Raw genomic sequence first — 21,538 nt, 5'->3', positions numbered from 1 at the left:
GTAGGAAGTATAACAAAAGAGTAGAGAGTAATTTACTTTCTATTCTTTGGATTGGCTGGCGCTGTTAGGCGTTATGCCTGCCTTGCCAACACAAAGACACTCCTTGCACCCTTTTATTTACGTCTTTGTCTTCAGCCGAACGCTCTTTGTTACCTATGCAATCTCCATCCTCCTTTTCTGAGGCATCACGGCCTTTTTTAACTTGGCAACGCATTCTTGACTGGGCTCAAGAACACTACCGCTGCCGTACCTTTAGCAAAGATGAGCGCATTCCAGCCCGGCCTGGATTGCTATATTTGGTGCAAAGGGGTGCGATCCGTATGGTAGGAACCGCCCAAGTTAGCGCGACTGCCAGCCAGCTAACGTCTCGACGAATTAACAGAACCCCAGAAGAAGCGTTCTTGGGTTTTGTGGGAGCGGGACAGCCATTTGAAATTGTTGCTCAATCACCATTCACACTCCAGTCCTACGCCCATGTTGACCAAACTGCGGTGTTGTGGATGTACTGGCATGACTTAGATAACTGGCCTCACTTCCGTCGTGAAGTTATGGATGCCTTTAGGTATCAGCACCAGCGTAAGCTGCTGTGGCTGAGTGCCTTGGGACAACGCCGCACAATTGACCGACTCTTAGGATTTCTCACATTGTTAATTGAGGAATATGGAGAGCCAGCAATGAGCGACACTGATCCTGATGTGATTCGCGGCTATTGTCTGCCCTTCCCCCTTACCCATGCCCAAATTGGGAGCGCGATTGGTTCCACTCGTGTTACTGTTACCCGCTTGATGGGTAAGCTGCGTCAACGTGGCTTAATCCTGACTCAAGGCGATAATCTCATTTGCTTGCCAGCAGAATCGATTAATAGAGCTGGTTAAAGCACATTTCAGAGCGGCGATTTCCGCCACTCTGTCTTGAGCGCGATGGGCTACGCCCCGCCGGAGACGATCGCAAGAGTCAGCGAATTTTGACAAACCCAGCTTGGGAAATCAGTTCCTGTCCCTGCTCGGTCAGCAGTAAGTTGGCGTAAGCGACACCTGCTTGCTGCTCAGTCTGACCATTCTGTTTGACCACCACAAACAGATTGCGGGTAATCGGGTATTTGCCTGACTGGAAAGCCTCAATGTTCAATTTGTTCCGTTTACCAGGACATTCGGACGGGAGGACAGATGGTTCCTGGTATGGAGCAATATATTGCCCTTGCGTCCGCCCCAACGGCAAGGCTTTGATTGAGCATTGAGGAATCACCTCTGGGGCAGAAGCGTAGTAGATACTACCAGGACTACCAGCCAATTTTTGCAAGGCTTGGGTGGTTGTGGAGATAAATTCCACATTGGGACTGAAAGGTTGACCACCCAAGATATCTTGGACAAAAAGCTCCACCGTACCGCCATCAGCAATGCGGCGGGAATAGGGCTTAATCGGAATATTGGGGCCGCCTACCTGGCTCCAATTATTGATTTTGCCTGTGTAAATTGACTTTAACTGGTCTACGGTTAGCCCTTGGATGTTAAGGTTGGGGTTAACTGCAACTGCCAAACCATCAATTGCCACAGGAATTTGTTTCAATGTGAACCCACGCTGCTGGGCACGATTTAATTCCTGATCTAGAACTGGTCGGGAGGATTGGACAAAAGCTAATTGACCGTCTATCAGAGATTGAATGCCAGTACCAGAACCAGGAGACGCATTACTCGGTTCTACATAGCGCAGCCGAAACTCTGGCCGTGCAGCTTGAAGTGCTGAGTCAACTACCAGCCGAATCGGCGCCCAAGATGTACTGCCTCCATAATTAAATAATCCTGTAGGAACATCCTGTACTGAAGCGAAAGTATTGCCACTGGGCTGTTCTGATGCAGCTTGGGGCGTTTTGGTGCTACCAGAATTAATTGTGTTTAAGTTAACACCAGACTTTTTAGTAAACCACCAAAAACCGCCAGCTATTAGCCCGACCGTGATTAAGATAGATAATACAAGAATAGTTGTTTCATTTTTTTGAGACATAGTATAATTACTCACGCGTCCATTCAATACAAATGCTTAACTTGATAAGTGCTTGCTATTTGAAATTGTATTTGGAGGACGGGTGTTTTATTAACAAATGCTGACAAATCCTCACTTTTTACTACAATAAATTCCAAGGTATAATAAATCTCCCTTGGATTATTCGTCTGTTTTCTCAAAATTTGAGCGCTGGCAAGAATAAATTGACAGTAAAATTTTTCCCTATAAAGTTCAATTTCTCATTTTGAGGGTTTTTCCAGGTTAAGTATTGGTTAATTTTTAATTTTTTATTGCTGATTAACGCACTGGTTCAAAGTCATAACCCGTGCGGGAGCGGGAACCAGGAACAATTTTTACAAGTTGGACTGGCGCATTGCGATCGCCTGATGCTAAAAACCGAATTGTACCAGAAGCACCAGTGGTAGAAAAGTCAGAAGATAAGAGTGCAAGTTGTACTCCAGAACGTGTGGGGTTGCGTTTTAATGCCTCAATCAGAGCTACAGTGGCATCATAGCTAAGGGCACTTCGCCAACTCACATCACCGCCCCATAACTGCCGGGATTTCTGAGGAAAATTTGACTTGGGAGCGCCATCAATATGCCAAGGAACTGCCAATACCATTCCCACAGCTTGTTCTCTGCCAATTTCTAAAGTTTTAGCGGTGTAAACATCATCTCCCGCCAGCAGAGTTAACTTTTTCTGATTAATCTGAATTACTTGCAGCGCTTTATCAAGAGTTTCAGTGTTAGCAGCTAACATCAACACTTCTGCACCTTGCTTAGTTGCTTGTTCTACACTTTTAACCGCACTAAAACCCACCTGAGACAAATCAAATTCGCTAGATACTTGTCCACCTTCCAGGGAAACAGATGAGACAAACTCCGACTTTAAGGACTGACTATAGTTACTCTGAGAATTAAAGAAAATCACTGCATTTTTCTTCTGCAAGGTTCTTACCATGTAGTTGGCTAAAGTTCTAGCAGCCATAAAATCACTCGGAACCGTGCGAAAAACGTAGCGGCTAAAGTTAGAAATTTTTACAGATGTACTTGTAGGGGAAATTGCTACTAGTTGTCCTGAAGTATAAATAGTACCGGCTGCTAAGGTGGAATCGCTAGTATTAGGCCCAACTACACCTAATACTTCTGAATTGCTGACTAGGTTGGAAGCGATTTGCTTGGCTATTTCTGGATTGTCATCGTCGTTAGCTATTCCTACCCTTAACGGTACTCCCTTGACTCCTCCAGAGGTATTAATTTCATTTTGGGCTTGGGCAATACCACGCAAAATTTCTAAAGTAGCATTGGGGTCAGTCCCGAATGGTACAGAAGCCATAATTGTGTAGCTCTTGGAAGAACCAATGCGGGCATTATTCAGAAAAATTAGCGTTTCTGGATCGTTACGCTTGAGTTTTAGGGCATCTGTGAAATTAGCGATCGCTTTATCATAACTTTTAGCTGCGATCGCCTGTACTCCTTCTTTTTTAACTGGAGAAATATCACCCGGAGTCAAGGATTTTTCCCCAAAACTAATGCGGTCTTGTAAGGATGAATTGCTACCTGTTTCTGGATTTTGAGTGATACTATTACTAAATTTCACCCCATTGTTAGTAAACCACCAAACACTACCGCCAACTATTCCAACGGTCAACAGCAGGGTCAAAGCTAAAATTTTAGTTTCATTCTTTTGTGACATGAACAAATTTCAATAAAGTAAAAAAATGTTTATTTTTTGTAAAACTTATGTCTGTAGGTAAAAAACGAACTATTCCAGATGCACGATAAATAATAATTTAAGAAATTTGTATAAACCCTAGTTGGATTATTTCGCTAAATTTAACAATTTGGATCATTTAATTCTGACAAATCCAGCTTTTTCAATTAGTTCTTGACTCTGAGGTGTCAGCAGCCAATTTGCATAAGCTTCCCCAGCTTGCTGATCTGTTTGACCGTTCTGTTTAACAATTACAAATAAATTCCGAGTAATTGCATAATCTCCACTACGAAACGCCTGACTATTCAACTGGTTACGTTTATTGGGACATTCAGATTGAGGTACAAGGGGTTCTTGGTAGGGAGGCACAAATTGACCGCTTGTCCGCCCTAGTGGTAGAGTTTTAATCATACACTGGGGTACAACCTCTGGGGCAGAAGCATAATAAATTCCACCAGGACTTGCAGCTACTTTTCGTACTGCTTCTGTTGTGGTACTAATGTAATTAACGTTATTACCAAAATTCTCTTTATTTAAAACATTTTCTACAAAGAACTCGACTGTTCCCCCAGCTTCTTTACTGCGAGAGTAGACTGTAATTGGTAAATTTGGCCCACTTACCTGTTGCCAATTAGTAATTTTGCCAGTGTAGATATCTTTGAGTTGAGCCACAGTTAAACCAGAAATATTAAGATTTTGGTTAACTGCGATCGCAATTCCATCAATCGCCACCGGAATTTCTTTCAAACTAAATCCTTTTTGTTTAGCTTCAGCATTTTCTTCAGCTTTAACTGAGCGAGAAGATTGAGAAAAAGCTAGTTGATTATCTATCAACATCCGAATGCCGGTTCCAGATCCTGGTTGACCTGAAGGAGGTTGAGTATAGCGTAAAGTAAATTGAGGACACAAGCTTTTTAGTACAGAGTCTACGTCTTTACGGATGGGTGCCCAGGTTGTGCTACCACCATAGTTAAACGTTCCCTCTGGGAGATTTGGTACGTCACATTTGTTGTTGACAAACTGCTTTGTGGGATTATCTGTGTTGCTACTCCCCAAAGGTTTAGCAACAGTTCCATTTAGTTGCGCCCACCGTTCCATAAAAAACCATAAGCCACTAAATATTAAGCCAATGGTGATGATAGCAGCTAAGAAAAGACTAAGTGTTTCATTTTTTTGAGACATAGTTAGCTGTTAGCACCAAAAGTTTTTTAAAGTAAGAGAGATAATAATTTATAAATAAGTCGAAACACGGCTGTTAAGGAAATCGCTACTAAGCTTCCTCCAACTGCTAAAAAAACTACTGCTTTAATGCCAAGCCCCCCTTGTAAAAAAGGGAGAAAAAAAATAATCGCAAAACTAATTGTTGGAATAATTAATAAATCGAACTTTTCAATCCACCGTCTAGTTTGGGCAAATATCAGTATCCCCAAAATTACAAATGCAATACTTAAAGTAACTATTGATGATTTTACTAGACTAAAGAGAGCGATCGCAATTAATGCCCCTTCAAATCCACTAAATGCCGCCCCGCCCAATAATTCCACTGTCGAAAACGCTGGTTGAGTTGGTGGGCGGGGGACGACGGGACTAGGATTGGGTGGTTGTGGCGGAAGTGTTACAGAAGGCGAATTAAATTGTGTAGAAGCTTGAGCCGCCTGTGAGTTAAGTGCATCTAAAACCTCTTGAGCTGACTGGAAACGCTGATTAGCAGCAGGTAGCAGCATTTTATCTAAAATATCAGCAAGGCGAGGGCTGACAGTCACTTGCATTCGCCATTTCCACTGGTTGCTATAGGCATCAAATAGTTGAACTGCTTCTTTGTTTGTCAACAAAATAATAATAGTTACAGCCAAAGCGTATAAATCCGTAGATGGGAAGACTTGACCCCCAGCCATCTGCTCAGGCGGTGCAAATCCCATAGAATAAATTCCTGTGGAAGAAGCAGCAGAACCAAGTGCAACATTTGTTACTTGCTTAACTGCGCCAAAATCTAGTAAAAAAAGTCTGCCATCACGACGGCGCATGATGTTAGAGGGTTTAATATCTCTGTGAATAATGCCTCTATGATGGACAAACTTTAGCACCTTCAGGATTTCTTGCAGCACCTCCAACACTTGCTGCTCAGAAAATTTGCCTTGTTGAACTAATTCTTCCTCTAAGTTTTGCCCATCAATGTATTCTTGTACCAAGTAAAAAAACTGGTCTTGTTGTCCTGGTTGTAAACCATTAACTATGACTGGAAAGAAAGCAAACAAGTCAGGGATTTGCTCGTGATCGTTACCTAGTTGTGATAAAACTTCTGCCTCTCTCTCAAACATCAACTGTGCTTGTTGCAGTTGACTTAAGCTTAAATTTCCCGCAGGTTGAAACTGCTTAACTACGCATTGACGCATTCCCGGTATTCGGCGATCGCGTGCCAAAAAGGCTGCTCCAAATCCCCCCCTTCCCAGTAGCTTCACGGGGACATATCGACCATCTAGCAGCAATGGCATACCACAGGTAGTACAGTACTTTTGCTGCGTTGTTTTCAGCGTTGTAATATCATCTAAATCGGCAAAATAGTTTTGTGGGCGTGGGCAACGTGGACGAGTACAGTAAACTTCCATTTTCGTGATTAGTCATTAGTCAAAATAATTCGTAATTGATAATGCGTAATTCGTAATTCATTCAAGTTACATAGAAACTAAACTTCTTTATCAAGATCAGGAAACTTTTTACTAATGTCAAATTCTTAGCTTTGCTACGGGAAAAGCTATGAAATAATAATTACGAATTACGTTAGCGTTAGCGAAGCGGTAGCGAGTAATCGAGCGTCCGCAGAAGCGTCATTACGAATTATTTGCTTATTGGTCATTTACAAAAAACATTGGACAAATGACGTAGATGCCATAAAGGTAGGACTAATCACTAGATTTTAGTCATCGGCGGCAGAGGTAGACGTCGCTATATCCAATGTAGATATTACTATGGTTTTTTGTGCCAATGCTAACACATCTTTACTCCATCCAGGATTAGCAAACTGGGGCAAAATTTCCCGACTAAAAGCTTCTGCGGCCTTGGATCTATAGCGATTAGGATTAAAAATCAGCCACAGTGTCCGTTTGACGACAACGCCTTCAATGGGGGTACGGTGAAGAACACCCATTTGTAACTCTTTAGCGATCGCGCTAGTTGAAACAAAGGCAGCCCCCAAACCAGATTGCACAGCATTTTTAATTGCTTCAATGGAATTTAATTCCATTTCAATCTTAAAACGTCTGGTATCAATTTCACAGCGTGCTAGCACTTGGTCAATTACTTTGCGGATAGTCGATTGGGAATCTAAGGCAATGAATTGTAATCTGTATAAATCTTCTTTTTGGATCTTTTCCAGTTTGCTAAAGGGATGAAAGACAGGTAAAATGAGCGCTAGTTCGTCTTCAGCGTAAGAAATAACTTCTAAGGATTCTGAGAGTTCACCAGGAATTTCACCGCCGATAATTGCCAAATCAACTTGTCCGTTAGCGACACTCCAAGCAGTCCGTCGGGTAGAATGGACGTGTAATTGTACTGCCACATCTGGATATTTTTGTCGGAACATACCGATCATCTTGGGCAAAAGATAAGTGCCGGTGGTTTGAGAAGCACCAACAATTAAAGTACCGCCTTGGAGATTTTGTAAATCCTCGATGGCGCGGCAGGTTTCCTGACACAGACTGAGGATTTTTTCACCGTAACTTAGGAGTAGATGTCCTGCTTCGGTTAATTGGGCGCGTCGTCCTCCCCGATCAAATAGGGGGACATCTAGCTGCCGTTCCAGATTTTGCACTTGCAAGCTGACGGCAGGTTGCGAAACATAAAGACTATCAGCGGCGCGCTTGAAGCTTCCTTCTTGTGCGATCGCTTTTAAAATACGTAACTGATCTAAAGTGAAAGGAAGGTCAGACATAAGGCTCAAACCACAAACTTTGAAAGGAGCGGATGCACACAACAAATCAGCTTTGGCAACAATCAGCCAGGTATGATTTGTTGCATATTAAACTTGAACACTTGACTCGAAAAAGACAGTAGCACAACATCTTGACTAAAGTCTCCCTTTGAATACTTTGTGGTATTGGTTGTACTGAGTTCCATTTTCTTTAAATTATTTCACGTGTATATGCTGTTGATTTCTTGGTTGACACCCAGTCATTTTGTCATGCTGGGGCTACAAATAGTTTTTGCGATCGCTCACAGTGGAGGCGCTGCTTTGCGTCCAAAGGCCGAAAAATATATTGGCCCAAGGCTTTATCGCGTTCTCTTTGCATTAGTCAGCCTACCGTTGGCTGTAATATTAATTATTTACTTTTTTGGGCATCGATATGATGGTTTGCAACTTTGGCAGGTACAAGGAGTACCAGGAGTGCGAGAATTTGTTTGGCTGCTGTCAGCTATCTCGTTTTTATTTTTATATCCTGCTACCTTCAATCTACTAGAAATTGCTGCCATTCAAAAGCCCCAAGTTCATCTGTATGAAACAGGAATTATTCGGATTACCCGTCATCCCCAGATGGTAGGACAAATAATTTGGTGTGTTGCCCATACTCTGTGGCTGGGTACTACCTTTACACTTGTGACTTCCATTGGATTGGTGTTGCATCACTTGTTTGGAGTTTGGCACGGCGATCGCCGTTTAAGCGATCGCTATGGGGAAGCCTTTGAAATTGCCAAACAACGAACTTCAATTATTCCCTTTAAAGCAATTATCGACGGGCGTCAATCTATCAAATGGCACGAATTTCTTCGTCCTTCTTATTTGGGAGTTGCCATTTTCATAGCTTTGCTTTGGTTGTCGCACCCTCTGTTGCTGGAAGCAACTAGTAAGATAAGATGGGAAATCTAAGCGATCCCCAGTGTCAGCATAAAATCCAAAATAGATGAGGATTTCAGCTTATCAATTGCCCTAAATCAATGTACGATAAGTTCAAACATCTACAGATGGGGGTGGTCTGAGTCGAGTTAAGATTTTAAATTGGTAGTTGTTAGTCAGTTACCTTTCCTTGGGAAAAAATGGCAGATTCAGTCAAATCCCCAGATGGCCACGGCAATCAGGAGCCTAACGTCCAAAAAAGCCAGTGCGACTTCCACGGTGGCTTTTTTGTCAGAGACACATCAACGCGCTCAATTTTTGCTTAATTTATGCTGTGTCCTGAGATTTGGTTCCTGAAAGCATCTATCGGCAGTTACTGACTTGCCAATCTTTCACTTCAATGCTGATAGGTAGTTTAATATAAAAACCTTATAATCCAAGAGGCGTCATGGTGTTGTCGGTTAGTGAGCGGACATTTACTCAAGAAGTTTTAGAATCACCTATTCCTGTTTTAGTTAATTTTGAAGCACCTTGGTGTGGCTTGTGTCGGATTATTCACCCACTGTTATTGCAATTTCAAGCCCAATGTGGGGAAGAAATTAAATTAGTTGGGGTTAACGCCGATCAAAATTTTAAACTGTCTAATACTTATAGGCTCAAATCACTACCTACTTTACTATTGATAGAAAATGGCACTATTCGCCATCGCTTGGAATGCTTTCGCGGTAGAGAAGATTTACGTCTAGCTTTAGAAGAGATTAAAGCTAGGTACGCCAGTAGCTCTAAAATTTACAAAAGTTCAAAAACAGTGGACTTAGAGTGTCGGTCAGCCTGATGGATATTGGGTATTGGGCATGGGGCATGGGGCTAAAAACTAATGACCAATGACCAATGACTAATGACTAATGACTAAAGACTAATGACCAAATCTAAAACCATGCTTAACACCCCACCCAACTCAGTCTTGGGTGGGTTATTTTATCCTAAAGGGTGTGTGTCACAATTATTAACAGTTTGGACACGCTAATCAAGAATTTTAAAAGTAGGCGTCAGTGATGGAAGTAATCTATCAGTATGCCTGGCTGATTCCGGTGTTCCCTCTTCTTGGGGCAATGCTGGTCGGTCTAGGGTTAATCTCGTTGAATCAGGTGACAAACCGCCTCCGCCAGCTTAATGCTGTGGTGATTATCTCCATGATGGGAGCAGCTATGGCGCTGTCGCTTGCCTTGCTCTGGAGTCAAATTCAAGGACACCCAGCTTATATTCGCACCTTTGAATGGGCGGCAGCAGGTAATTTCCACCTGAGCATGGGCTACACTATTGACCACCTGACAGCCCTAATGCTGGTGATTGTAACAACGGTAGCGTTGTTAGTCATGGTTTACACCGATGGCTACATGGCTCACGATCCCGGTTACGTGCGGTTTTACGCCTATCTCAGTTTGTTTGGCTCTTCAATGTTAGGTCTGGTGGTCAGCCCCAACCTAGTACAGATTTATATATTCTGGGAACTGGTCGGGATGTGTTCCTACTTGCTGGTCGGTTTTTGGTACGATCGCAAGTCAGCAGCAGATGCCGCTCAAAAAGCGTTTGTGACCAACCGCGTGGGCGACTTTGGTCTATTACTCGGCATTTTAGGGCTGTTCTGGGCAACAGGAAGCTTTGATTTTAATATCATGGGCGATCGCCTCGCCCAACTTGTCGAATCAGGTTCTATCAGCAATTTTCTCGCTGTCCTGTTTGCGATTTTAGTTTTCTTAGGCCCAGTTGCAAAATCAGCCCAATTCCCCCTCCACGTCTGGCTACCAGATGCGATGGAAGGCCCCACCCCCATTTCTGCCTTGATTCACGCGGCAACAATGGTGGCGGCTGGTGTTTTCCTAATTGCCCGGATGTATCCAGTATTTGAAGACGTTCCAGCCGCAATGAATGTCATTGCCTTTACTGGGGCGTTTACGGCGTTTTTGGGGGCAACCATTGCCATTACCCAAAACGACATTAAAAAAGGCTTGGCTTACTCCACCATTTCCCAACTTGGTTACATGGTGATGGCAATGGGAATAGGTTCCTACAGTGCTGGACTATTCCACCTAATGACCCACGCCTATTTCAAGGCGATGCTGTTCTTGGGTTCAGGTTCTGTAATTCATGGTATGGAAGGTGTCGTTGGACACGACCCCGCTTTAGCGCAAGATATGCGTTTGATGGGTGGACTGCGAAAGTATATGCCCGTCACAGCAACTACCTTTTTGATTGGTTGCTTGGCAATTTCTGGTATTCCACCCTTTGCTGGTTTCTGGTCAAAAGATGAAATTTTAGGGAAGGCTTTTGAAGCTAATCCACTCCTCTGGTTTATCGGCTGGCTAACAGCCGGGATTACAGCTTTCTATATGTTTAGAATGTATTTCTCGACATTTGAAGGCAAATTCCGGGGTAATGACGAGAAAATTAAGGAAAAACTCAAGAGAGCTGCGGCGACAATTGTCCTGGAATTAGAGTCAGAAGAACCAGTCCCGAATTTTGGGCCTGGGGCGATGAAGAAAGGAGAATTGGCGGCAACTAGTCAGCAGCATGATTCCCATGACTCCCACGGGCATCACAGCGACTCCCCCCACGAATCGCCGTGGACGATGACGCTGCCGTTGGCACTGTTGGCTGTGCCTTCGATTTTGATTGGTTTGGTGGGAACTCCCTACGCCAATTATTTTGAAGAGTTTATCTTTCCTCCTAGTGAAACCCTCTCCGAAGTTATAGAAAAGGCTGCCGAGTTCAATCCGACGGAATTCTACATCATGGCGGGTGCCTCAGTCGGAATTTCTTTGATTGCGATTACCCTGGCTTCGCTGATGTATTTGCGCCGTAAAATTGACCCGGCTGCGATCGCTGCTAAAATCCAACCACTTTATGAGTTATCCCTCAATAAGTGGTACTTTGATGACATTTACCATCGGGTTTTTGTCCTCGGCTTGCGTCGCGTAGCTAGACAAGTCATGGAAGTTGACTTCCGCGTTGTCGATGGCGCTGTTAACCTCACAGGCTTTTTCACCCTTGTTAGCGGTGAAGGTCTGAAGTACCTAGAAAATGGTCGCGCTCAATTCTATGCCTTGATTGTGTTTGGGGCGGTTTTGGGCTTAGTGATTGTCTTTGGTGTTACCTGATTTTAATCGGGGTGGGCAGATGTCCACCCCTACATTATTTCTTGAATAATGAAGTTAGTCTTATTAAGATTCATCCCAAAAAATAGGTTGCAGACTTTATAAATTCCTATAATCCGATAGAACAGAAGAAAAAAATATATAGAATAATCTTTTTGCGCCGTAACCCACCATTCAGTGTTAATACTTATGCTGGTTTAGCGATAGCGTAACCCACCCTAAAATTAATATATATTCGTGATACTAATATATATTTGGTTAGATGGTTTTACAACTAGAAGACAAAGATAATGAAATGCGTAATTTGTCAGCATGGAGAAACTAAACCAGGTTTAGTAACTGTGACATTAGAAAGAGATGAATGTATTATTGTCTTAAAAAAGTTCCAGCAGAAACTTGTGATAACTGCGGTGAATATTATTTAAATGATGCAATTACAGAACAGGTTTTAGGTAAAGCAGAGTCAGCTATTAAGAATGGAGCAGGATTGGAGATTATTAGATATGTAGCTTAGTGTTATTGTTATGCTTTTTTTGCACCAAATCGCTTTTCTCTACAATCAGTAAACAGGAACGTGTATTTTTAGTGATAGCTGCGATCGCCGTTCGCAAAGCTTTTTCCAGAGAATACATCGCTTTTGAGTTAGCATAGACATAAAACAAAGTAATTGTTTATTTAAAATTATGCTAAGTCAACCAATTTCAACAGTTTTACCCCAAATACGCGAAAATTTAAAACAACTTTATGGAGAACAATTAGACAAACTAATTTTATTTGGTTCACAAGCCAGAGGAACAGCACAACCAGACTCAGATATTGATATTTTAATTGTATTGAAAGATGTCTTTAACTATTCTCAAGAAAGTGAAAAAATCAGTCAAATCATTGCTGATTTATGTTTAGAATATAATGTTTTAATTAGTTGTGCTTTTGCTACCAGTGAGCAACTAGAAAATTATGAGAGTGGTTTCTTTCGTAATGTCAGACAAGATGGGTTATTAATATGACCCCTGAACAACAAAGACTCCTAGAAAAAGCGGAGAGAAGTTTGCAAGCCGCAGAAGAACTCAACCAAAAAGGTTTTGCTGAATTTGCAGCATCTCGTGGCTATTACGCGATGTTTTATATTGCTACCGCTTTTTTAGAAGGGGAAGGACTTGCTTACTCTAAACATTCAGCCGTAATTGCTGCTTTTGGAGAAAGATTTGCACGTCCACAACGAGTTCCTCGTGAATTTCATCGTTATTTAATTGATGCAGAAAGAACTCGTTTACGCGGTGACTATAATACTGATCCTAACATTACCCAAGCTGATGCCGATCAGATTATTCAAAGAACTATCGAAATTCTTAATTTTGCCAAAGCAAATATTGACTCTCTATCCCCTTGAACCAAGGACAAAAATTCTGTTTATTAGTCCTTTAATCCTGTTCGCGTAGCGTGGCGTTCGTCATACATCCTGATTCTGATATTTAATGAAATTAATCTCAATCTTCCTCAATCAGTCCAGCATATTTTGATACACTTATCATGAAGGATATATTGTTACCAATCATGAAGCTGAGGGTACAAATATTGTTTAATCAGAATTCAATCTGATTTTCAATTTGTGCAATTATTATGGTTAGTTATCCGGTCATGCTTTTTTGTACTAAATCGCTTTCTTCAACAACTACCAAGCAGATTGTGTATTTTTAGCGATGGGTTGGACTACGCGATCGCACCCCTAAACTATAATTTTATCGGCTTTTTTAGGGTAATTTTTGACTTGACTGGGAGTATCACAACGCACATTCCGCACCCGCAACTGTCAAAAAAAACTCCTAAGAGGAAAAATAGGGGATTACCAATTTAATTAAATCAACCTAACGAGGAAGACGAAATCCTCAAAAAGCTGTTACTTAATAACTAGTGACTTTTTGCCAAACATGATTTTGATAGCAGACGAATTGTGATGAATACAGCTAATTTTCCGTGGCTGACGACGATTATTCTGTTGCCGATAGCCGCTTCACTACTGATTCCCATCATCCCAGATAAAGAAGGCAAAACAGTGCGCTGGTACTCCCTCATCGTAGGGCTGATAGATTTTGCACTAATTGTTTATGCTTTTTATACTGGGTATGATTTCTCCAATCCAGATTTGCAGTTGTTCGAGAGTTACCCCTGGGTACCCCAACTAGATTTGAATTGGTCAGTAGGGGCAGATGGCTTATCTATGCCCCTAATTATTTTGACTGGATTCATTACCACGCTGGCGATTTTAGCAGCTTGGCCTGTCACCTTCAAGCCGAAGCTATTTTACTTCTTGATTTTGGCGATGTATGGCGGTCAAATTGCCGTGTTCGCTGTCCAGGATATGCTGTTGTTTTTCCTGGTGTGGGAACTGGAACTAGTACCGATATACTTTCTGCTGTCGATTTGGGGAGGCAAAAGACGGCAGTATGCAGCGACTAAATTTATCTTATACACCGCCGGTGGTTCGCTGTTTATTTTGCTGTCTGCCCTGACAATGGGATTTTACGGCGATACGGTGACGTTTGATATGAGAGCGATCGCCTTAAAAGACTTTGCTCTCAATTTCCAACTTGCCGTCTATGCTGGCTTCCTGATTGCCTACGCCGTCAAGTTGCCGATTATTCCCTTGCATACCTGGCTACCTGATGCCCACGGTGAAGCTACAGCACCTGTACACATGCTATTGGCAGGTATTCTTTTGAAAATGGGTGGTTACGCCTTAATTCGGATGAATGCCCAAATGCTCCCCGATGCTCACGCTCTTTTTGCACCAGTGTTGGTGGTTTTGGGGGTAGTTAACATCATCTACGCTGCCTTAACATCCTTTGCCCAGCGTAACCTGAAGCGAAAAATTGCCTACTCTTCAATTTCCCACATGGGCTTTGTGATGATTGGTATTGCCTCCTTCACCGATTTGGGATTGAGTGGGGCAGTGTTGCAAATGGTTTCCCACGGGTTAATTGGGGCGAGTTTGTTCTTCCTCGTTGGCGCAACTTACGATCGCACCCACACCCTGATGTTGGATGAAATGGGCGGTGTTGCTAAGAGAATGCCGAAGATTTTCGCCATGTTCACCACTTGTTCGATGGCTTCTTTGGCATTGCCAGGGATGAGCGGTTTCGTAGCAGAATTAATGGTATTTGTCGGCTTTGCTACTAGCGATGCTTATAGCTCTACCTTCAAAGTGATTGTTGTATTCTTGATGGCAGTGGGAGTAATTTTAACTCCGATTTATCTGCTGTCGATGTTGCGAGAAATTTTCTACGGAGAAGAGAACAAGGAATTAGTTTCTCACCAAGCTTTGATAGATGCTGAACCCCGCGAAATATTTATCATTGCCTGTTTGTTAGTGCCAATTATTGGTATTGGTTTCTATCCGAAATTGCTGACTCAGATGTATGACGCCACAACTGTACAATTGACAGCAAGATTGCGTGATTCTGTGCCGACATTAGCACAGCAAAAAGACGACGCACTAAAGGTTTCTTTGAGTGCGCCCCAAATTGGTAATTAAGTTGCGATCGCTAGTTTAGTTTAAATATTGATTACTTTGAGGGCGGGTTTTGTACCTGCCCTTTTTTGCTATTGTCAGTTAGAGATTCTGGTAATCAGTATCGAAAAACCATGAATTTAATGTAAAATTTTGCAATCACAAGTCTGTGAATACTAAGAGAGAACCACAGGCGATGTCTAGGACGGGCTACGTTTACACTAAAAATGGTTCTTTATTCTTGCCCTGCGATCGCACATCAATAGATTACGTACAATCTATCTAGAATCAAATTTGGCAAAACCGCTCATGTTAAACTACAATCCACTGCATTGTTTGCCATCTTCCGAAGAATTACCCGACTCAGATGATACTGCTGTGGATAATGAACTCCAAAATTTAATTCCCGGCTTGCTGAAAACGACACTGGCTTTGGCTTGGTGCGATCGCTGGGATTGGTTCTTTGGTGTTGACATGGGTATTTATTCTCACCCAGATAAACCAGCCATTGTCCCTGATGGGTTTCTCAGCTTAGGAGTTAAACGCTTTATTGATGAGGATTTACGCCTAAGTTATGTGTTATGGGAAGAAAAGAAGCAGCCAATTTTAACACTAGAAGTTGTTTCCCAAATATATCGGGAAGAATATAGCATTAAAAAGGAATTATATGCCAAAGAATTAGGGATTTTGTACTACGTTGTATATAGTCCGCTTCGGCGTAAAAAGACACCTTTGGAGGTGTATCATCTAGTTGATGGGGAATATATCTTAATGTCAGGAAATCCCGTTTGGCTGCCAGAGGTTGGTTTAGGAATTGGGCGAGAACGGGGAATTTATCAAGGTATTGTGCGGGAGTGGCTGTATTGGTATGACGAAGAAGGACAAAAATTGCTAACACCAGAAGAACGCATCAGAGAAGCGGAAGAACGCACAGCTTTTGAAGAACAGCGACGGGTGGAAGCAGAACAACAGGTGAAAATGTTAATTGAAAGGTTGAATGCGCTAGGTGTTAATCCAGAAAGTTTGTTATAGATTCACCAGATTTTGTAATGGTTAGCGATGTCTACAACGGGCTACGCCTACGCGCCTACAACTCACTGATACAGAAATTCTGGACGTTATTGATTACTTGAAGCTACAACTAACCCAAAACTGCCAACTTAGCTGCTGTTGGGTTAGTGTGCGATAACTGCAATTCCCCTGTTGCTACACCCAGATGCTAGGCTGGGATAATTGCGACCGCAGAACTAGAGTTAAATAAAAGTACGTGATATTAAAATACTTGCATGAACTCAAGGGTTGATTTGTTGACTCGCATTACTCAAACTCCTGGTCAGTGTGGTGGTCGTCCTTGTATTCGAGGCATGAGGATTCGTGTGAGTGACATTTTAGAAATGTTGGCAGAGAATGTCAGTGTTTCTGAGATTTTAGAGGATTTTCCCGATCTTGAACTCGAAGATATCCAAGCCTGTCTATTGTTTGCAGCACGGCGAACTGACTTTCCTCGATTGACAGCATGAAAATTTGGATTGATGCTCAGTTGCCTCCTACATTAGCACTTTGGCTGACTGAGACTTTTGACGTAGAGGCTACTGCCCTAAGAGAGCTTGGATTACGAGATGCTAAAGATGTGGAAATTTTTGAGGCAGCACAAGTCGCTAATGCAGTAATTATGACCAAAGATAGCGATTTTGTTGACTTGTCCTGTCGTTTAGGAATACCACCTCAAATTCTTTATAATTGTTACCTAATTAGTCGCATACACTTAAAACTTGATTTGATTAGTGCTGAAGATGCTCAACAAATTATAAACTCACCAATGTATATTAAGTGACTGCGTAATGCGCTTCATACCACACAGTCACAATTACAGTTATCAAATATCGCTTGCTTCCGGTAGCCAGTCTTCATCCAACACTAACTCTAAAGAATATAAGCACTCTTCTGGAAACACGGATACAAGTATCCCCGTTTGCTTGGCTGCTTGCCGACGCGCCCTTTGATAACTTTCCTCAAGTTGCTCCGTAGGATAGCCTTTAAGACTAGGACTATCTTCTATGGCTAACTCAATTTGGGTGCGAGAATCGGTGATAGAATCGAGCCAACTATCTGAGCGACGCTGGGGTTGATATTGCCACTTCAGCAAATGCAGCAGTAAGCGAGTTAGTTGACTGGCAATACTCCGCCTTTCACTTTTGCCCAACCCTTCAACCTCTTCAATCAGATGTTCTACATCAACTTCCTGCCAGCGATGCGATCGCAATAGTTGGGCTGTCTGTTCAATCCACAAGTTAAAATCTGCTTTATAAGTTGCACTCATAGCCGTTCTCGATCTTAGACAAGCTAAAATATCCTTATTTTCCAATGCGCTCAAGTTCCTCTCGCAATACTCGCCGTAATGTATCTTCTAACGGTTCACGACGCTGCTGAATGTACTCACGCAAGGCATCGTTAATCAAAGTTTGGTAATTTCCTCCACCTGCTGCGTGAACTTGGTCACGAAACCATGCTAGTACTTCATCATCTAGGCGAATTGTAATTCTAGTTTTGCCTGTTGGTGTTGATTCAATCGCTCCCCGCTTGCCCTGGCTAAAATCATACTCAGCTTCCATCACTTATCCATCCTCATACTGCTTTTGTTCATAGCGCGTAGCTTTGCGGGCAGAAATCAATCGAATCTCATTATTTCGCCATGTATACACAACTACTAAAACTCGATTGAAACTATCTATCCCAATAGTGATAAATCTCTCTTCATCAAAACGTTCATCTGTGATGGTAATTGCTAAATCGTCAGAAAACACGGTTATTGCATCAGCAAAGTCAACGCCATGCTTGCGAAGATTGGCTGCTGCCTTATCCCTATCCCACTGATACGCCATCTAAATCTATTGTATGCACATTTGTGCATATTAGCAGATGAAAATTACTAAACTGGTGTACTTTTGTATGTTTTCATCAAGCCTCAAAAATCTTCATCATCAACAAAAAATTCCGCATCGTCTTCCAATCGAGAATTACTTTGCCCAATACCAGCAAGTCCCCACAGAGGTTGCAGCAGTGCCATGCCAATTAACCCAACAACGGCACTAAAAGCTAGCACTAAACCCATTGGTATCTGAATCGATTGGAATGTTAAGAATTTTAACGATACGGGTGTAGCATTTTGGACTGAAATAATCGCGATCGCTATTACCCAAACTGCTACAACTATAGATGTCAAAAAAGGAGCGATTTTCATAGTTTGATAAAAGTTAGCAGTGAGAAGTGAGGAGTTATTAATTTAAAACTCATAACTGTTAATAGCATTTAAAAGTGAAGAATTGTTAATTTACAACTCTTAACTTTTAACTCCTAATTCTTATCCCTCCAGTTTAGCAATGGCACTCTCTAACTCTTGGGCAATTTGGGTGAGTTTTTCGGGAGTGTTGGTTTCTAGATAGACGCGCACCAGTGGTTCTGTACCGGAAGGACGCAGTAAAACCCAGCTACCTTCTTCTAAATAGAGCTTAATACCGTCTTTGCGTCCGACTTCTTTGACTTTAATTCCTGCTACCTCTGTAGGTGGATTTCTAGTAAAGGAGTCGATGACGGCGATTTTGTGCGCCTCTGTGAGGTGTAAGTCTAGGCGGTTGTTGTAAAGTGGGCCATTGGCTTCGGCGATCGCTTCTGCTACCATCTGACTCAGAGGTTTGCCTTCATAAGCGATCGCTTCTGCCACCAGCATATCGGCTAATACCCCGTCTTTTTCGGGAATATGCCCGATAATACTCAAACCGCCTGATTCTTCTCCACCAATTAACACGGCAGTTTCCCGCATTTTTTCGCCGATGTATTTAAAACCGACTGGTGTTTCGTAAATTTGCAGCCCATTTTTAGCCGCGAAATTATCCAGTAGGTGGGTTGTCGCCACAGTGCGGACGATCGCGCCAGTTTTACCTTTATTTCTGATTAAATGACGTGCTAGAACTAACAGCACAGTATTGGGAGTGAGGACATTTCCTTGTTCATCGACGATACCAAAGCGATCGCTATCTCCATCTGTCGCCAAACCCAAATCAGCGCGATCGCGAACAACTGCTTGTACTAACTCAACTAATTGTTCTCCTTTGGGTTCTGGCATTCCACCGCCAAATAAAACATCCCTCCAATCGTGGAAACTTTCTAACTGAACGCCACTATGTTGCAAAACTTCATCTAAATAGCCACGAGAGGTAGAATACAAAGCATCGTACTTTACCTTTAAATTTGCGCTTTTAATTTTTTCTATATCAAGTAGAGTGTAGATAAATTGCAGGTAATCTGGTTTCGGATCGAAAATTGAAATTGAACCTGATGGGTTACTCCCAGGCAACTCATCCGATGCACTTTCTATATTTGCCACAATAGTATCAGTAATCTCAGGAGTGGCAGGCCCAGCATAATCAGGTATATATTTAATTCCACAGTAGGGTGCTGGATTATGACTAGCAGTAAACATTAATGCCCCAGCAGAATTTAGATGACGGGCGTTGTAGGCAATTACTGGTGTGGGACAATCCCGATTAGTAATTTTCACAGTCCAACCCAAGTCTGCCAAAACTTGGGCCGATGTTTGGGCAAACTGGTCAGCTAAAAAGCGAGTATCGTAGGCAATAAGTACTGGTCTATCTTTTGTGTAGGCTGTATTTAAATAAGCGGCAATTGCTCTTGTTACTTTCCGCACATTGGGGAAAGTAAAGTCATCAGCAATAATCCCTCGCCATCCATCAGTACCAAATTTTATCTTGCTGGACATTTTTGCTACTTGCTTCCGTACATTAACAGTACTATAAAAGCTTCTCGCAAAGCGCGTGTAGCAGCAACTATCCTCCGAAGTTCTTTTCTAAGCAAGCCTTAGTTTAAACTTCTCATCACCGTATTTTCTCTCACTGTTTCTGAGCAATGTCAACCCCCGATCGACCTTTTGCCAGTTATCACCTTTGGTCTCTAGTTGCCCCAGCGACTGGGCAAGAACGCTGGCATTGCCAGATGAGACGGGGGTTTATCAAAGCACGGCAACACGAACCACAAGTCAAAGCGCTTTTAGGACAAGCCACCGCGCCCCAGCGAATTGGTATACTTGCCCAAAAAGGCATTTATGAGTTTCATCATCACACGTATCTGTTGAAGCAAGCCGATGGTGTAGAAAGAGTTGCACAGCTCCTTAAATTAAGCAACTCAAGCGATCAAGTCCAGCAACGCGTGCTGCAAATTCTCAAAAAATATCATGATGCACCGTTGCTTTTGGATAAAGATATTATCCAATTAACGCCGGGTGATGAAGGCTTTCCTAAACCGATAGTAGTTGAACAAGAAGATTATTGCTTTCGCTTATATGCAGCTATGGATTGCGTTTTTCTTGAGAGCGATCGCACAATACATATTTTAGATTTCAAAACTGGTAAGTCGGCTTTTGACCGACGACAGGCATTAGTTTATTTGGTAGCTGCTCGTTATCTTTATCCTGGACAGGAAGCTGTTGCATCATTTTATAATTTAGAAATATGTAAAAAGTCTGAGTTAATTAGCATTAATAATAGTGAATTAGAATACTTAAAATTTGAGTTAGCTAATATTGCCCACAAGCACCAGCACGATTTACAAAAATATCAGGAAGAAACTAGTAATTTCAGTAAAATCTTCCCTCCAAATCCTGGCTCTCACTGTCGCTTTTGTCCATTTAACTCAATCTGTGAGTTTGCCGATTTTAAGCAGCAATCGTATCCAATGCCCAGTTTAAGGGTTAATAGCTAATTGGAACAGGGAGAGATAATTTACAAAGTTCGCTTGTCGGAGACATCGTATTCCAAATAAATACCTGAAATCTTGGCTGACAAGTATTTAGAAGCAGGAATTTCAATGCATCTGATTTCCGTCTTTATCTTCGTTAAAAGAAACAAGAGTTTAGAAGTAGACGAAAATATTGGTTAACTAGAAAGTATTAAGGTGCGTTAGCCTACGGCATAACACACCCTACTCGCTAATTTTTCTATTGCATTAGAATAATCCGATCATGCGAGTATTAACGTGATGGCTATTGCACCAGAATAGGTCTATTCAAAATGCTCATCACCTCGCCTGGATTGGGGGTTGGTAGCAAAGGACTCCAATCACCAACATCCGCATAACCAATAACTTGCAAATAGTGAATTGTGCTGATTACAGCTTTAGAAGAACCAATTAAGAGATGTTTGAGTGGTTCTTTAAGAGGAGTTGCTTGAGAAGATATTTGATTGATGGTGAAATCAGCATCTGACAAAAAGCCTTGAGTCATAAATGGCACAAAATAATTTGTACCTACTTCTGATGCTA

24 protein-coding genes are annotated in these 21,538 nt (G+C 42.1%); 13 read left to right on the top strand and 11 right to left on the bottom strand.

Annotation, left to right across the window (positions count from 1 at the left end):
• The first annotated feature begins 155 nt into the window (after positions 1-155).
• Entirely contained in the window at positions 156-875 is a 720-nt protein-coding gene (locus tag CDC33_RS04445) for a Crp/Fnr family transcriptional regulator (RefSeq protein WP_100901811.1), read from the top strand.
• A 79-nt stretch (positions 876-954) separates the two neighbouring features.
• Here CDC33_RS04445 and CDC33_RS04440 read toward each other — a convergent pair whose 3' ends face one another.
• The 5 genes from CDC33_RS04440 to CDC33_RS04420 all read right to left on the bottom strand — a co-directional run bounded on the left by CDC33_RS04440 (position 955) and on the right by CDC33_RS04420 (position 7,642).
• Entirely contained in the window at positions 955-2,001 is a 1,047-nt protein-coding gene (locus tag CDC33_RS04440; RefSeq protein ID WP_109007464.1) for a PstS family phosphate ABC transporter substrate-binding protein, read from the bottom strand.
• Between the two features lie 297 nt (positions 2,002-2,298).
• A complete protein-coding gene (locus tag CDC33_RS04435) occupies positions 2,299-3,696 on the bottom strand; it encodes an ABC transporter substrate-binding protein (protein WP_109007463.1) in 1,398 nt (465 codons plus the stop codon).
• Positions 3,697-3,849: 153 nt separating this feature from the next.
• Positions 3,850-4,896, bottom strand: coding sequence for a PstS family phosphate ABC transporter substrate-binding protein (locus CDC33_RS04430; protein WP_109007462.1), 1,047 nt, complete (start codon positions 4,894-4,896; stop codon positions 3,850-3,852).
• A 26-nt stretch (positions 4,897-4,922) separates the two neighbouring features.
• Complete coding sequence (locus CDC33_RS04425) at positions 4,923-6,320, bottom strand: serine/threonine-protein kinase (RefSeq protein ID WP_109007461.1); 1,398 nt, start codon at positions 6,318-6,320, stop codon at positions 4,923-4,925.
• 308 nt (positions 6,321-6,628) lie between these two features.
• Positions 6,629-7,642, bottom strand: a complete 1,014-nt coding sequence (locus CDC33_RS04420; RefSeq protein WP_109007460.1) for a LysR family transcriptional regulator — start codon at positions 7,640-7,642, stop codon at positions 6,629-6,631.
• A gap of 210 nt (positions 7,643-7,852) precedes the next feature.
• On the opposite strand from CDC33_RS04420, the gene CDC33_RS04415 reads away from it, so the two are divergent.
• The 11 genes from CDC33_RS04415 to CDC33_RS04370 all read left to right on the top strand — a co-directional run bounded on the left by CDC33_RS04415 (position 7,853) and on the right by CDC33_RS04370 (position 17,039).
• Positions 7,853-8,575 (top strand): NnrU family protein, encoded by a 723-nt coding sequence (locus tag CDC33_RS04415; RefSeq protein WP_109007459.1) that lies wholly within the window; start codon positions 7,853-7,855, stop codon positions 8,573-8,575.
• 167 nt (positions 8,576-8,742) lie between these two features.
• Positions 8,743-8,868: a hypothetical protein gene (locus tag CDC33_RS41130; RefSeq protein ID WP_280524393.1), complete on the top strand. Its 126-nt coding sequence runs from the start codon at positions 8,743-8,745 to the stop codon at positions 8,866-8,868.
• A gap of 122 nt (positions 8,869-8,990) precedes the next feature.
• Positions 8,991-9,377, top strand: coding sequence for a thioredoxin family protein (locus CDC33_RS04410; protein ID WP_109007458.1), 387 nt, complete (start codon positions 8,991-8,993; stop codon positions 9,375-9,377).
• A 220-nt stretch (positions 9,378-9,597) separates the two neighbouring features.
• A complete protein-coding gene (locus CDC33_RS04405; RefSeq protein ID WP_109007457.1) occupies positions 9,598-11,700 on the top strand; it encodes an NAD(P)H-quinone oxidoreductase subunit 5 in 2,103 nt (700 codons plus the stop codon).
• Positions 11,701-12,058: 358 nt separating this feature from the next.
• On the top strand, positions 12,059-12,211 hold the full coding sequence (locus CDC33_RS04400; RefSeq protein ID WP_244919138.1) for a YgiT-type zinc finger protein: 153 nt from the start codon (positions 12,059-12,061) through the stop codon (positions 12,209-12,211).
• 169 nt (positions 12,212-12,380) lie between these two features.
• Positions 12,381-12,704 (top strand): nucleotidyltransferase domain-containing protein, encoded by a 324-nt coding sequence (locus tag CDC33_RS04395; protein WP_109007456.1) that lies wholly within the window; start codon positions 12,381-12,383, stop codon positions 12,702-12,704.
• Complete coding sequence (locus CDC33_RS04390) at positions 12,701-13,087, top strand: HEPN domain-containing protein (protein ID WP_109007455.1); 387 nt, start codon at positions 12,701-12,703, stop codon at positions 13,085-13,087. Before CDC33_RS04395 ends, CDC33_RS04390 begins: the two co-directional genes overlap by 4 nt.
• A gap of 564 nt (positions 13,088-13,651) precedes the next feature.
• Positions 13,652-15,229: an NAD(P)H-quinone oxidoreductase subunit 4 gene (locus CDC33_RS04385; protein WP_109007454.1), complete on the top strand. Its 1,578-nt coding sequence runs from the start codon at positions 13,652-13,654 to the stop codon at positions 15,227-15,229.
• 285 nt (positions 15,230-15,514) lie between these two features.
• Entirely contained in the window at positions 15,515-16,237 is a 723-nt protein-coding gene (locus tag CDC33_RS04380) for a Uma2 family endonuclease (protein WP_109007453.1), read from the top strand.
• Between the two features lie 254 nt (positions 16,238-16,491).
• Positions 16,492-16,725 carry a DUF433 domain-containing protein gene (locus CDC33_RS04375; RefSeq protein ID WP_094347793.1) on the top strand — a complete coding sequence of 78 codons (234 nt, stop codon included), beginning with the start codon at positions 16,492-16,494 and terminating at the stop codon, positions 16,723-16,725.
• A complete protein-coding gene (locus CDC33_RS04370; RefSeq protein ID WP_109007452.1) occupies positions 16,722-17,039 on the top strand; it encodes a DUF5615 family PIN-like protein in 318 nt (105 codons plus the stop codon). Before CDC33_RS04375 ends, CDC33_RS04370 begins: the two co-directional genes overlap by 4 nt.
• 42 nt (positions 17,040-17,081) lie before the next feature.
• On the opposite strand, the gene CDC33_RS04365 is transcribed toward CDC33_RS04370, so the two are convergent.
• From CDC33_RS04365 to CDC33_RS04345, 5 genes are all read right to left on the bottom strand, one after another.
• Positions 17,082-17,525 (bottom strand): DUF29 domain-containing protein, encoded by a 444-nt coding sequence (locus tag CDC33_RS04365; protein ID WP_109007451.1) that lies wholly within the window; start codon positions 17,523-17,525, stop codon positions 17,082-17,084.
• A gap of 34 nt (positions 17,526-17,559) precedes the next feature.
• The gene (locus tag CDC33_RS04360; protein WP_109007450.1) at positions 17,560-17,817 is read right to left on the bottom strand and encodes a BrnA antitoxin family protein; all 258 of its coding nucleotides are present in this window, start codon (positions 17,815-17,817) and stop codon (positions 17,560-17,562) included.
• A 3-nt stretch (positions 17,818-17,820) separates the two neighbouring features.
• Positions 17,821-18,087, bottom strand: a complete 267-nt coding sequence (locus CDC33_RS04355) for a BrnT family toxin (protein ID WP_109007449.1) — start codon at positions 18,085-18,087, stop codon at positions 17,821-17,823.
• A gap of 83 nt (positions 18,088-18,170) precedes the next feature.
• Positions 18,171-18,446: a LapA family protein gene (locus tag CDC33_RS04350; protein WP_109007448.1), complete on the bottom strand. Its 276-nt coding sequence runs from the start codon at positions 18,444-18,446 to the stop codon at positions 18,171-18,173.
• Positions 18,447-18,566: 120 nt separating this feature from the next.
• Positions 18,567-19,982 carry a phosphoglucomutase/phosphomannomutase family protein gene (locus tag CDC33_RS04345; RefSeq protein WP_109007447.1) on the bottom strand — a complete coding sequence of 472 codons (1,416 nt, stop codon included), beginning with the start codon at positions 19,980-19,982 and terminating at the stop codon, positions 18,567-18,569.
• A 146-nt stretch (positions 19,983-20,128) separates the two neighbouring features.
• On the opposite strand from CDC33_RS04345, the gene CDC33_RS04340 reads away from it, so the two are divergent.
• The gene (locus CDC33_RS04340) at positions 20,129-20,980 is read left to right on the top strand and encodes a PD-(D/E)XK nuclease family protein (protein WP_109007446.1); all 852 of its coding nucleotides are present in this window, start codon (positions 20,129-20,131) and stop codon (positions 20,978-20,980) included.
• Between the two features lie 280 nt (positions 20,981-21,260).
• On the opposite strand, the gene CDC33_RS04335 is transcribed toward CDC33_RS04340, so the two are convergent.
• Entirely contained in the window at positions 21,261-21,500 is a 240-nt protein-coding gene (locus CDC33_RS04335) for a hypothetical protein (RefSeq protein ID WP_109012436.1), read from the bottom strand.
• Positions 21,501-21,538 lie beyond the last annotated feature (38 nt).

It is taken from the genome of Nostoc commune NIES-4072, from assembly GCF_003113895.1.
Lineage (GTDB): Bacteria > Cyanobacteriota > Cyanobacteriia > Cyanobacteriales > Nostocaceae > Nostoc > Nostoc commune.
This window is presented reverse-complemented; position numbering and strand designations above follow the sequence as displayed.

What these genes read in the sequence shown, in the direction of transcription:
- CDC33_RS04385 (WP_109007454.1), top strand. Translation starts at nt 13,652, where the DNA reads ATGAATACAGCTAATTTTCCGTGGCTGACGACGATTATTCTGTTGCCG.
- CDC33_RS04435 (WP_109007463.1), bottom strand. Translation starts at nt 3,696, where the DNA reads ATGTCACAAAAGAATGAAACTAAAATTTTAGCTTTGACCCTGCTGTTG.
- CDC33_RS04430 (WP_109007462.1), bottom strand. Translation starts at nt 4,896, where the DNA reads ATGTCTCAAAAAAATGAAACACTTAGTCTTTTCTTAGCTGCTATCATC.
- CDC33_RS04340 (WP_109007446.1), top strand. Translation starts at nt 20,129, where the DNA reads ATGTCAACCCCCGATCGACCTTTTGCCAGTTATCACCTTTGGTCTCTA.
- CDC33_RS04410 (WP_109007458.1), top strand. Translation starts at nt 8,991, where the DNA reads ATGGTGTTGTCGGTTAGTGAGCGGACATTTACTCAAGAAGTTTTAGAA.
- CDC33_RS04345 (WP_109007447.1), bottom strand. Translation starts at nt 19,982, where the DNA reads ATGTCCAGCAAGATAAAATTTGGTACTGATGGATGGCGAGGGATTATT.
- CDC33_RS04445 (WP_100901811.1), top strand. Translation starts at nt 156, where the DNA reads ATGCAATCTCCATCCTCCTTTTCTGAGGCATCACGGCCTTTTTTAACT.
- CDC33_RS04350 (WP_109007448.1), bottom strand. Translation starts at nt 18,446, where the DNA reads ATGAAAATCGCTCCTTTTTTGACATCTATAGTTGTAGCAGTTTGGGTA.
- CDC33_RS04380 (WP_109007453.1), top strand. Translation starts at nt 15,515, where the DNA reads ATGTTAAACTACAATCCACTGCATTGTTTGCCATCTTCCGAAGAATTA.
- CDC33_RS04390 (WP_109007455.1), top strand. Translation starts at nt 12,701, where the DNA reads ATGACCCCTGAACAACAAAGACTCCTAGAAAAAGCGGAGAGAAGTTTG.
- CDC33_RS04420 (WP_109007460.1), bottom strand. Translation starts at nt 7,642, where the DNA reads ATGTCTGACCTTCCTTTCACTTTAGATCAGTTACGTATTTTAAAAGCG.
- CDC33_RS04395 (WP_109007456.1), top strand. Translation starts at nt 12,381, where the DNA reads ATGCTAAGTCAACCAATTTCAACAGTTTTACCCCAAATACGCGAAAAT.
- CDC33_RS04370 (WP_109007452.1), top strand. Translation starts at nt 16,722, where the DNA reads ATGAAAATTTGGATTGATGCTCAGTTGCCTCCTACATTAGCACTTTGG.
- CDC33_RS04335 (WP_109012436.1), bottom strand. Translation starts at nt 21,500, where the DNA reads ATGACTCAAGGCTTTTTGTCAGATGCTGATTTCACCATCAATCAAATA.
- CDC33_RS04425 (WP_109007461.1), bottom strand. Translation starts at nt 6,320, where the DNA reads ATGGAAGTTTACTGTACTCGTCCACGTTGCCCACGCCCACAAAACTAT.
- CDC33_RS04405 (WP_109007457.1), top strand. Translation starts at nt 9,598, where the DNA reads ATGGAAGTAATCTATCAGTATGCCTGGCTGATTCCGGTGTTCCCTCTT.
- CDC33_RS04440 (WP_109007464.1), bottom strand. Translation starts at nt 2,001, where the DNA reads ATGTCTCAAAAAAATGAAACAACTATTCTTGTATTATCTATCTTAATC.
- CDC33_RS04415 (WP_109007459.1), top strand. Translation starts at nt 7,853, where the DNA reads ATGCTGTTGATTTCTTGGTTGACACCCAGTCATTTTGTCATGCTGGGG.
- CDC33_RS04400 (WP_244919138.1), top strand. Translation starts at nt 12,059, where the DNA reads ATGTATTATTGTCTTAAAAAAGTTCCAGCAGAAACTTGTGATAACTGC.
- CDC33_RS04375 (WP_094347793.1), top strand. Translation starts at nt 16,492, where the DNA reads ATGAACTCAAGGGTTGATTTGTTGACTCGCATTACTCAAACTCCTGGT.
- CDC33_RS04360 (WP_109007450.1), bottom strand. Translation starts at nt 17,817, where the DNA reads ATGGAAGCTGAGTATGATTTTAGCCAGGGCAAGCGGGGAGCGATTGAA.
- CDC33_RS04355 (WP_109007449.1), bottom strand. Translation starts at nt 18,087, where the DNA reads ATGGCGTATCAGTGGGATAGGGATAAGGCAGCAGCCAATCTTCGCAAG.
- CDC33_RS04365 (WP_109007451.1), bottom strand. Translation starts at nt 17,525, where the DNA reads ATGAGTGCAACTTATAAAGCAGATTTTAACTTGTGGATTGAACAGACA.
- CDC33_RS41130 (WP_280524393.1), top strand. Translation starts at nt 8,743, where the DNA reads ATGGCAGATTCAGTCAAATCCCCAGATGGCCACGGCAATCAGGAGCCT.